Genomic DNA, 11035 nt, shown 5'->3' on the forward strand with positions numbered 1-11035 from the left:
CCTACGTGCCGCCCATCTGCACGAGGTCGACGCCGGCGTAGTACGCGGCCAGGGTCTGCGCCACCGAGTGGCCGGCCCGAATCCGTCCGATCAGGCCGATCTGGCACAGGCCGACGCCGTGGCCCGATCCCCGCCCGGTGAACACCAGGTCCGGCCCCTCGCGGGCGATGTCGAGCCGGGCGCTCCGCATGCGGCTCGCGCCCGCCGCACCGATCACGGCCAGCCGGAAGTCCTCGGCCGTCACCACCGGCGACCGGTCGCCCGAGAGCGCCAGTTCAACGACCCGCCCGCCGCCATCGCGCCGGAGCACCTGGATGCCATCGAGTCGTCCCCCGACCTCCGTCCGCGGACGACGGTTGAGGGCCGTCCTGAGCGTCTCGAGGTCGAGGCGACTGCTCCAGTCGCCGGCCTGCTCGCGGACGCAGTAAGGGTCGGGCACGCCCCGCAGGTACGAGGCGCCAGCGCTGCGCCACACCTCGGCGGCGGTGCTGGTGTGCCCGCCGCAGTGCGCGTGGAACACGGCCTCGATCGGGCGCCCGCCCGACGCGAGGTACTGCCCACGGGTGCGGGCCACCGCCGCGTCCACCTGCGCGGCCCACCGGCTCCGGCGCCACTGGTCGCGCGCGTACACCTGGCAGTGCGTGGTGGAGCACAGGTCGAAGCCGTCCGCCGCGTGCCGACCGCGGACGGCGAGGGCGTAGGTCCGCGCGATGATGGCCTGCGCCGCGTAGACGTCCTCCGCCAGCGCGCCATCCCGGGGGCCCACCGAGATTTCGCCGACCACGACATCCCGCACGTACGACTCGAGGTCGATCGCCTCCACCCGCCCGCTGCCGCGGGGCCCCGTTTCCACACGCAGGACGAGGCCTGCCGCGGGGGGCGCCGATGGCCGGGGCGAGGCGGGGGAGGCCGGAGGCGTGACCGGCGGAGGGGCCGGGCGCGGGGCCGCCACCGGCGGCTGTCGCGTCGCGCAGGACCCCAACAGCAGGGCCGCTGCGGCGACGAGAGCGAAGGACAGGGACCGCACGCGCGCCATGTTCACACGGACGGCCGTCGGCGTGCGGCCTTCTCCCGGCCTCCGTCTCTGCGTCCGCCTTCGCCTTCCGGCATTCGCGGCATCGCGGCATCGCGGCATGACGCACACGGGTCCGGCGCCGACGCCGGCCCCGTGTGCGCCCGTGTGTCGCTTTGGTTCAAGGCGCGTGCGCGGTGGTCGATTGAGCAGGAGAGAACGACCGATGAGCACGCCCGCCCTGCTGGTCATCCATCCTCCGAGCCCGACCCGAGACCTGCTGCTCGATGCGGCGGCCCGGGCCGGATTTGCCACCCACCTTTGCGAGACCGCCGCCGACGGCTTGAGCGCGTTCCGTCAGCGCCCGCCCGACGTAGCCGTCGTGTCGCTGGATCAGGGCGACGCCGATGGCCTCGCCCTGGTCACCAGCCTCCGGGAAGAGGCCCCCGACCTCTCCCTCGTCCTGGTCACGGCACGCGCCTCGGTGGAGTCGGCCGTCGCCGCCATCCGCCTGGGTGTCCACGACTACCTGAGGGAACCCCTCGACGTCGACAAGATCCAGCGGCTGTTCGCCGACCAGTACGACGACGCGCTGCGGCGCCGGGTGCGCCTGTTCCCGGCCGAACGGTCGCCTGGCGTGTCCTTCCACGGGATGATCGGCCGCGCGGTGCCCATGCAGAAGCTCTTCCGCGTGCTCCGCACCGTGGCTCCCCACGTCCGCACGGGGCTGGTGAGCGGCGAGACGGGCACCGGCAAGGAACTGGTCGCCCGCGCCCTGCATCAACTCGGCCCCCGCGCCGACCGCCGCTTCGTGGTCATCAACTGCTCGGCCGTCGTCGAGACCCTGTTCGAGAGCGAGCTCTTCGGGCACGTGCGCGGCGCCTTCACGGGCGCCACCGACTCCAAGCCCGGCCTGTTCGAGCTGGCCGATGGCGGCACCCTGTTCCTCGACGAGGTCGGGGAACTGCCTCCCGGCGTCCAGGCCAAGCTGCTGCGCACGATCGAGTTCGGTGAGGTGCACCGGGTCGGATCGCTCGAGCCCCGCAAGGTCGACGTCACCGTCATCGCCGCCACCAACCGGGACCTCGAGCTCGAGTGCGACGAAGGGCGCTTCCGCCGCGACCTGTTCTATCGCCTCAACGTCGTCGACATCCACGTGCCGCCGCTGCGCGACAGGCGCGACGACATCGTCTACCTCGCCAACGCCTTCATGCGGGCCACGGCCGCGCGCCTTGCCAAGCCGTTGTCGGGCCTCACGTCGGGGGCCGAGCGCCTGCTGCGCGAGGCCGACTGGCAGGGCAACGTCCGCGAACTGCGCAACGTGATCGAGCGCGCCTGCCTGATGGCCGAGGGCCGGCTCGTCGGCGAACTCGACGTGCGCGGCAGCCTGCCGACGCCTCGTCCGACGGCGCCCTCGCCGCACCGGCCGCGCGTGCATCCTTCGTTCGCGCCGGTGCGCCGCGAGCCCGAGGACGACGACATGGAGCCGCTATCGGATGTCGAGCGCGACCACATCATGCGCGCGCTCCATCGCGCCGACGGCAACAAGAAGAAGGCGGCCACGATTCTCGGCCTCAGCCGCCGGGCCCTGTACCGCAAGCTCGAACGGCTCGACCTCGGCGTCATGATCACGCGGCGCGGGAAGGGGGCGGCATGATGGCGCGCCTCGAACCGGAACAGCCGCTCGACGTGCTCACGGGCGGCGAGGGGCTCGACGAGCCTACGCCCGTGCTCGTGATCGACGATGGCGAGGGCGTGCGGGAGGTGCTGTCGGCATGGGTGGAAGCCGACGGATGCCGGCCGGTGCCCGTGACCGGCGCCGACGAAGCCCTCGCCGTTGCGGCCGCTCAGGGGATCGCCGTCGCGTTGTGCGACGTCCAGATGCCCGGCCATGACGGCTTCTGGTTCCTCGAGCAGGTGCAGCGCGTCCATCCGGACATGGCCGTCGTGCTGGTGACGGGCGTGCACGACGTCGACTGGGCGTTGCGGGGGCTGCAGCACGGCGTCGTCGACTACCTGCTCAAGCCCTTCGACCAGCGGAGCCTGTCGCGCGCCCTCGAGAACGGCATGCGGCAGCACCGCCTCCGCCGGGCCGACCGGCTGCTGCGCGAGCAGCGGGCGTCGGAACTCGGCGCGCGGCATCGCCGCCTGATCCAGTCGCTCACACGACTCGAGATCGCCACGACGGCGCAGGTGGAGGCCGCGCTCGATCTGGTGGCGTTCCGCAGCGACCTGTGGCGCGAGCACAGTCATCGCGTGCGGCGCCTGGCGGTGGCCCTGGCGACCACGCTCCGCATCCCGCCGTCGCAGCTGGAGGCCCTGGGACACGCGGCCCTGCTGCATGAACTCGGGCGGCTCGTGCTGCCCGATGGCCTGCTGAGCAAGACCGGCGAGCTGACGGCGGAGGAGCGCGCGCTCTGGCGGCGCGTTCCCGACCTCGGCGCGTCCATCCTCGAGGCCATCCCGGCACTCCGGCCCGCCGCAGGGATTGTGCGATCCCGCTTCGAGGAATACGCCGGCGGTGGGTATCCCCGCCAGCTGTCGGGCGACGAGATCCCGATGACCAGCCGGCTGCTCGCCGTGGCCGACTCGTACGACGCCATGCGTTCGCCCCGCCCCTTCCGTGACTCCCTGACGCACGAGCAGGCCGTCGGTGAACTCGTACGGGGCAGCGGCACCCAGTTCGACCCGGACGTCGTGCGCACCTTCACGCGCATGCCGGGGCTCGGAGACAGGTAGGGGCCACAGGCTACAGGCTACAGGCTGCCTGAGGCCTGCAGGCCGTAGCCTGTCCGACTACAATGCCGTGGTGCCGACCGCCACGCCCGCGGGTGTGCGCTTCGAGCCGGTCATCGGCCTCGAGGTCCACGCCCAACTCCAGACCCGCACCAAGATCTTCTGCGGCTGCACCCCGGCCTTCGGGGCGCCGCCCAACACCCACACCTGCCCGGTGTGCCTGGGCATGCCCGGCGCGTTGCCGGTGCTCAACGCCGACGCGGTCGACAAGGCCATCGCGGCCGCGATCGCGCTCGGGTGCACGGTGCACGAGGTGTCGGAGTTCGCGCGGAAGAACTACTTCTACCCGGACCTGCCGAAGGGCTACCAGATCTCGCAGTTCGACCGACCGATCGCGACCGGCGGTTCCGTGGACCTCGAGGTGGACGGCGCGGCCGTGCACGTCGGGATCACGCGCATCCACATGGAGGAGGACGCGGGCAAGTCGCTGCACGAGGGGACGGGCGACCCGAACCTGACGGGCATCGACCTGAACCGCGCCGGCACGCCGCTCATCGAGATCGTGTCCGAACCCGACCTGCGGACGGCGGCGGCCGCGGCGGCCTACTTCACCCACATCCGCGACGTGCTGGTGGCCATCGGCGTCAACGACGGGAACCTCGAGGAGGGGAGCCTGCGCTGCGATGCCAACGTGTCGGTCCGTCCCGTGGGCCGCGAGGCGTTCGGCACGAAGGTCGAGGTCAAGAACGTCAATTCCTTCCGCTTCCTGCAGAAGGCCATCGAGTACGAGATCGCACGGCAGTCGTCGGTGCTTGCCGAAGGCGGCACGATCAGCCAGGAGACGCGGCTGTACGACCCCGACTCCGGGCGCACCTTCTCGATGCGCAGCAAGGAAGAGGCGCACGACTACCGCTACTTCCCGGAGCCGGACCTGCCGTTGCTGGTGCTCGCACCGGGGCAGGTCGATCGTGTCCGCGCCTCGCTGCCCGAGCTGCCGCACGCGCGGCGCGCCAGGTTCGTGGAGCAGTACGGCCTCCCGGCCTACGACGCGGGCGTGCTCACGCAGGACGTCGCGGTGGCGGCGTACTTCGAGCAGGTCGCCGCGGCAGCGCCCGCCAAGCTCGCCTCCAACTGGGTGATGGGCGAGGTGCTGCGCACGCTGAAGGACGAGGACGTGTCGATCGAAGACGCCCGCGTGCCGCCGGCGCGCCTCGCGGAGCTGATCCAGCTCGTGGACGGAGGCACCATCAGCAGCGCGGCTGCCAAGCAGGTGTTCGAGACCATGTGGACGACCGGCGACACGGCCGCCGTCATCGTCGAGCGCGAGGGGCTCGCGCAGGTCGGCGACGAGTCGGCGCTGCTGGCCCACATCGCGACGGTCCTCGCGGCCAACCCCGACGCCGTTGCCAGCTACAAGGCGGGCCGCGTGCAGGCGATCGGCGCGCTCGTGGGCCAGGTGATGAAGCTCACGCGCGGTACGGCCAACCCGAAAGTGGTGCATGCCCTCCTCCAGCGTCAGCTCGACGCCTGACACGGGGCGCGCAGGCTGGCGCGAGCGCGGCACGGCGCTCGTGCTGTACCTGCTCGGCGCCATCGTCGCCACGTGGCCGCTGGCCATCCGTCCGCGGGCGCTGCTCGGCGCGCCGCAGGGCGCCGGCGATCCGTACCTGAACCTGTTCACGCTGGGCTGGGATTTGCGGCAGCTGTTCGCGTCGCCCGCGTCGTGGGTCGATGGGCGCGTGTTCGACGCGCCGATCTTCCATCCGGCCCGTCAGGCCCTCGCGTTCACCGATCACCTGCTCCTGCAGGCGCTGCTCGTGTCGCCGGTCTACGCGGTGTGGCGCGACCCGGTGCTCTGCTACAACGTCCTCGTCATCGGCTCGGTCACAGCGAGTGCGTGGGCCATGTGGTGGTACCTGCGCCAGGTGCTCGACGACCGCCTCGGGCCGCTCGTCGGTGGCCTCGCCTGGGGGTTCTGCGCGTACCGCTTCTCGCACATCCTGCACCTGCAGTTGCAGGCGCTGTACTTCCTGCCGCTCGCGTTCGGGGCGCTGCATCGCGTGGTCGCGCGTCGCCGCTGGCAGGATGGCGCGTGGCTCGGTCTCTGGTACGGCCTCGGCGCCCTGTCGTCGGTGTACTACGCGGTGATCGGGTTGGTGGCGCTTGCCCTCGGGGGCGTCGCGCTCATCGCCGCTGCCGGGCGCGTCTCGCTCGGCCGCCTGCTCGCGCCTCTGATTGTGGGCGCGCTCGTCGCGGCGGCGCTTGTCGTCCCGATTCTCCTGCCGTACATCCAGGTGCAGCAGCGCGAGGGCTTCGTGCGGACGATGGACGAGGCCAGCCGGCATGCAGCCACGCCGGTGAGCTTCGTGAGCGAGCCCCCCTGGCGGCCGGTGGCGTTGGCCCCCATCGGCCGGACCGAAGAGGACGGCCTGCATCCGGGGTGGGCCGCGTCGCTGCTCGCCCTGCTCGGGTGCGCGGCGCTGGCGCGTGGTCGCCGTCAACCGCTCCTGTGGACCTGGGCGGCGGTGGGCCTGGCGGGCGTGGTGTTCGCGCTCGGGCCTGACGGTGTGCGGCCGATCTACGCGTTCGCGCATCGCTGGGTGTTCGGCTTCCAGGGCGTGCGTGCGCCGGCCCGCTTCGGCGTCCTGCTGGCGTTCGCGGTCGCGGCGGCAGCGGGCTTCTCCGTCACGTGGTGGCGCCGCGAGATGCGCCCGGGGCTGCGTCCGATCGTGATCGCGCTGTCGGCGCTGGTGGCCGTCGAGGCCCTGGCCTGGCGAGTGCCCTATGTGCCGGCGCCCGTCTTCGCGACTCCGGTCAGTACCTGGTTACGCGATGTGCAGGGCCCAGGGCCGGTGGCGTTCCTCCCGCAACCCGAGGACCGGGCCGCCACGCCGCTGATGCTGGGCACGCTCGTTCACGGGCGGCCCATCGTCAACGGCTACAGTGGCCAGCGTCCGGCGTTCGCGGGCGCGGTGGCGGGCGCGCTCGGCGGGTTCCCGTCGGCCGACGCAATCTGGACGCTGCACGACCTCGGCGTCCGGTTCGTCGTGGCGGCGCAGGATGGATTGCAGGAGTCGTGGCCGCTCACGCGCCGTGCGCGCGTGCCGGGTGACCAGGGCGGCGAGGTGGTGATCTACGAACTGGCCGACGAGGCCACGCTGCTGGCCGCCGTCGGCGCGCCGGCCACGGTGTCGGCGCCGGCACCGGGGACGCCGGGGTTCTCGCCGGGCGAGGTGAGTCGCTACGACGTGTTCTGGGACGGCGCCGGCACGCAGGTGTCGGCGGGCGTCGTCGAGATCGCCGTGCTTGCCGCCAACGGTGCCGATCCGCGCCTGCCGCGTTGGGCTGGGCCTGCCGACCGCGCCCGCATCCGGTACGAGGCGCGGGTGTCGCTCGAGACGGCGCCGTGGGTGGCGCGGTTCTTCGAGGCCAAGGACGTGTTCCGGACGTTCACGGACGATCAGTTCCGGCCCATCGTCCACCTGCGCGAGATTCGCGAAGGCCGGAGGCGGGTGGACCAGTCGGTGTTCCACGACGGCGAGCACGGCGTGGTGCGCGTGGTGCCGCCGGATGCGACGTCGGTCGAGGCCGGGCCGGGGTTCCGGGCGCCGACCGACGCGCGCGATCCGATTGCGGCCTTCCTGTTGGTGCGTACGCTGGCGCTGGCCGCCGGCGTCGAGGTCGCCGTGCCGGTCAACGACATGGGCCGCAACCTGACGCTGCAGTCAGGCCCGCTGCAGGCCGAGACGATCGAGTGGCGTGGCCAGCGCGTGCCGGCGCTGCGGATGCGTCCGGCGCTCGTGCAGCGGGTACAGCGGCGCGCACCGCCGGCCATCGACCTCTGGCTGAGCGCCGACGAGCGCCGGCTGCCGCTGCGCATCGACGTGGCCGCCGGCTTCGGTCGCGTGCGCGTCGAGCTGATCGAGACCCGTGCAGGGGGGCCACGCACGTGATCACGCTGTCGGCCGTCACCAAGTCCTACGGCACGGGCGCCGATGCCCTGCGCGACGTCTCGCTCGAGATCGGCAAGGGCGAGTTCGTCTGCCTCGCCGGGCCGAGCGGCGCCGGGAAGTCGACGCTGTTGCGCCTGCTCCTGCGCGAGGACGTCGCCTCGTCGGGGCAGGTGCTCGTCGAGGGCACCGACCTCGCGACGCTGGGTCGCGAGGCACGACAGGCCTACCGCCGCACCGTCGGCTTCGTGTTCCAGGACTTCCGCCTGCTGCCCGAGCGGACCGTCTTCGAGAACGTCGCCACGGTTGCGCGCGTGATGGGGCAGTCGCGGGCGCACCAGTGGCGGCGCGCCTCCTCGCTGCTGCAGCAGGTCGGCCTGCAGCACCGTATGGAGTCGTTCCCGTTGCAACTCTCCGGCGGTGAGCAGCAGCGCGTGGCCATCGCGCGCGCGCTCATGAACGAGCCGTCGCTGCTGCTGGCCGACGAGCCCACCGGCAACCTCGATCGCGCGTTGTCGATCGAGGTGATGGACATCTTCAGGACCATCAACGCGTCGGGCACCACGGTGGTGATGGCCACGCATGACCAGGACCTGATCGCGTACGTCAACAGGCGCGTGGTGCAACTGCAGCAGGGCCAGGTCACCGACGACCGGAGGCCGGAATGAGCACGCGTCGCCACGAGGACGCCAACCCGGTCGGCTTCCTGCGCTACTGCCTGGATGAGGCGTGGACGGCGATCCGGCGTCGCTGGCGGGTGGCCATGCTCTCGACCGCGCTCATCGCGGCGGCCGTGTTCGTGGTCGGGGCGGCTCTCGGGGCATCGGAGGCCTTGCGCGACGTCACCACACGCATGACCGAGGCTGCCGAGCTCTCGGTGTACCTCGCGCGCGAGGCCACCGCCGCCGACCGCGAGCGGGCGGCGCGGATCACCCGCGAGGATGCCGCCGTCGCGGCGGCCGAGGTCCTCGACGAGGCCCAGGCGACGGCCCGCGTGACCAGTGACTTCCCCGATCTTGCCGCCGTGATCACGGCGCTGCCGGAGCGTCCGTTCGGCGCCGTGGTGGAAGCGCGCCTCGCGGCCACGGCCACCGAGGCACAGGTGGAGGCGCTCGTGGCGCGCCTGCGCGCGGCGCCGGGGGTGGAGGACGTGATCTACGACCGCGACGTGCTGCGCCGCGTGCTCGTCACGGTGACGACCGTGCGACGGGTGGTCACCGGCCTCGCCGCCCTGCTCGCGCTCGCGGCGTTCGCCGCGGTGGCGGCGGTGCTGCGACTCGGCTACTACGCCCGGCGCGAGGAGATCGCGGTGCTCGGGCTCATCGGCGCCCCGACGCGCGCCATCAGCGGCCCGTTCGTCGCCGAGGGCCTGCTGCAGGCGGCGGCCGGGACGGTCATCGCGCTCGTGGTGCTGCGCGCGGCCGTGTGGGCCGTGCTCCAGGGGCCGGCGGCCGCCTGGGCGCGGGCGCTGGAGGTCACCGGCGCGCCATTCCTGTCGTGGCAGCATCTGCTTACGCTTGCATCGGTCGCCATTCTGGCCGGCGGGCTCGCCGGCTGGGTCGGCTCCCGGCAGATCGATCGTTGACACCTCGCGGGGCCGATCGCTAGAGTGGGAAGTGTCACTCCGACACACCCAAGACCGACGTGGACAAGATGCTTCGTGTGTCCAGGCTCGCGGAGTTCTACCGTGAGGAACTCCAGCGTTGCCACCATCAGCTGGACCGGCAGCGTGACTGCTACTCGCAGGACACGGTGCAGTGCGTGGAACTCGCGCTGGATCGCGTGATGGATCAGCTGGAGGTGCTGTGCCGCCAGGGCCGCGCCGACCAGGTGGTCAGCGGCATCCTCGATTCCTTCAGTCACGTGGCGGCGGCGCGGGCCTGGGTGGACGGCCGCTGCCTCCACTGATGCTTCCGTCGCGCGCCCGCGACGACCTCGCGGCCATCACTGCGGCCGGGCTCGCGTCCGTTTCTGCCTCCACGCTCCTGCGTCGCGCCCTCCAGGGCGGCGACGCCCCCGTGACTCCGGGGCGCCCCTACACGCTCGTCGCGGCCGGCAAGGCCTCTGCTGCCATGCTGGAGCGCTGGTATGCGCTCGTGGCCGACCTCCCGCATCGCGCCATCGGCGTCGGCACGCACGATCGTCATCGCGTGCCCGACGATGTGGAGTGGTACACGGGGGGCCATCCGACGCCGACACCAGAGAGCGTGGCGGCCGCCGACGCGGTGCTTGCGGCAGCGCGCGCCGTCCCGGCCGACGGGCGACTGGTGGTGTTGCTGTCGGGCGGCGCGTCTGCGTTGCTCTGTCGTCCGGTGGAGGGCGTGAGCCTCGCCGAGAAGCAGCAGGTGACGCGTGCGCTCATGCACGACGGGCGCGCCATCGACGAGCTCAATTGCGTGCGCAAGCACCTGTCGTCGATCAAGGGCGGTCGCCTCGCGGCGGCCTGTCAGGGCGACACGGTCACACTGGCCATCTCCGATGTCGTGGCGCCGGTCGAGGACGACCCCAGCGTCATCGGGTCGGGGCCGACCGTTCCCGATCCGTCGACCTTCGGCGACGCCTGGCGCATCGTGTCGGGCGTGGCCGACGCGGCCGCCGTGCCGGCGTCAGTGCGCGCCTGGCTGGAGCGGGGGAGTCGAGGGGAGGTTGCCGAGTCGCCCAAGCCGGGCGATCCGGCCATGCGGCGCAGCCGCTACACGTTGATCGGCACGCGCCATGTGGCGATGGCGGGCGCCGCCGAGGACGCGCGTCGTCGCGGGTACGACGTGGTGGTGATGGCGCCGCCGGTGCTCGGCGAGGCGCGCGAGGCGGGCGCCTCGCACGTGGACGCCGTGCTGGCCGCCGCGAACGGACGTGTGGGCCCCGTCTGCGTGATCAGCAGCGGCGAGACGACGGTGACCGTGACGGGCAAAGGGCGTGGCGGACGCAACCAGGAGTTCGTCGCGGGAGCGATCGATGCGCTGTCGCGTGCGCCGCGGCCGATCCTGCTGAGCAGCGTCGGCACCGACGGCATCGACGGGCCGACCGATGCGGCGGGCGCATGGGCCGACACGCACACGCACGGGGTGGCAACGGCGATTGGGGTGCAGGTGGATCGCTACCTGGCCGACAACGACGCCTACGAACTGCACCGCCGCCTCGGCACCCTCACGCGCACCGGACCGACCGACACCAACGTCGGCGACCTGCAGATCAGTCTCGTCTACTGAACACTGCCGGGTAGCGGGTAGCGGGTGACGGGTAGAGACACGCGAGCGCCGTCACCGCCTTGCCGCTCCCCGCTCCCCGCTCCCCGATACCCGATACCCGATACCCGATACCCGATACCCGATACCCG

The 11035-nt window shown here is 72.4% G+C and carries 9 protein-coding genes; 8 read left to right on the forward strand and 1 reads right to left on the reverse strand.

What is annotated here, in order from left to right; translation table 11 throughout:
• Position 1 precedes the first annotated feature (1 nt).
• Positions 2-853: a SpoIID/LytB domain-containing protein gene (locus ACIRDX_RS16205; protein ID WP_396626477.1), complete on the reverse strand. Its 852-nt coding sequence runs from the start codon at positions 851-853 to the stop codon at positions 2-4.
• A gap of 385 nt (positions 854-1238) precedes the next feature.
• On the opposite strand from ACIRDX_RS16205, the gene ACIRDX_RS16210 reads away from it, so the two are divergent.
• The 8 genes from ACIRDX_RS16210 to ACIRDX_RS16245 all read left to right on the forward strand — a co-directional run bounded on the left by ACIRDX_RS16210 (position 1239) and on the right by ACIRDX_RS16245 (position 10907).
• Complete coding sequence (locus ACIRDX_RS16210; RefSeq protein ID WP_396626478.1) at positions 1239-2669, forward strand: sigma-54-dependent transcriptional regulator; 1431 nt, start codon at positions 1239-1241, stop codon at positions 2667-2669.
• The gene (locus ACIRDX_RS16215) at positions 2666-3751 is read left to right on the forward strand and encodes an HD domain-containing phosphohydrolase (RefSeq protein ID WP_396626479.1); all 1086 of its coding nucleotides are present in this window, start codon (positions 2666-2668) and stop codon (positions 3749-3751) included. Before ACIRDX_RS16210 ends, ACIRDX_RS16215 begins: the two co-directional genes overlap by 4 nt.
• 94 nt (positions 3752-3845) lie before the next feature.
• Entirely contained in the window at positions 3846-5279 is a 1434-nt protein-coding gene (gene gatB / locus ACIRDX_RS16220) for an Asp-tRNA(Asn)/Glu-tRNA(Gln) amidotransferase subunit GatB (RefSeq protein WP_396626485.1), read from the forward strand.
• A complete protein-coding gene (locus ACIRDX_RS16225; RefSeq protein WP_396626480.1) occupies positions 5248-7701 on the forward strand; it encodes a DUF3108 domain-containing protein in 2454 nt (817 codons plus the stop codon). The genes gatB and ACIRDX_RS16225 overlap by 32 nt, the downstream gene beginning before the upstream one ends.
• Positions 7698-8366, forward strand: coding sequence for a cell division ATP-binding protein FtsE (gene ftsE / locus ACIRDX_RS16230; protein ID WP_396626481.1), 669 nt, complete (start codon positions 7698-7700; stop codon positions 8364-8366). Before ACIRDX_RS16225 ends, ftsE begins: the two co-directional genes overlap by 4 nt.
• The gene (locus ACIRDX_RS16235) at positions 8363-9283 is read left to right on the forward strand and encodes a cell division protein FtsX (RefSeq protein ID WP_396626482.1); all 921 of its coding nucleotides are present in this window, start codon (positions 8363-8365) and stop codon (positions 9281-9283) included. The genes ftsE and ACIRDX_RS16235 overlap by 4 nt, the downstream gene beginning before the upstream one ends.
• A 59-nt stretch (positions 9284-9342) precedes the next feature.
• On the forward strand, positions 9343-9606 hold the full coding sequence (locus tag ACIRDX_RS16240; protein ID WP_396626483.1) for a hypothetical protein: 264 nt from the start codon (positions 9343-9345) through the stop codon (positions 9604-9606).
• Entirely contained in the window at positions 9606-10907 is a 1302-nt protein-coding gene (locus tag ACIRDX_RS16245; protein ID WP_396626484.1) for a glycerate kinase, read from the forward strand. The genes ACIRDX_RS16240 and ACIRDX_RS16245 overlap by 1 nt, the downstream gene beginning before the upstream one ends.
• The last annotated feature ends 128 nt before the right edge of the window (positions 10908-11035 follow it).

Source organism: Luteitalea sp., assembly GCF_044337415.1.
Lineage (GTDB): Bacteria > Acidobacteriota > Vicinamibacteria > Vicinamibacterales > Vicinamibacteraceae > Luteitalea.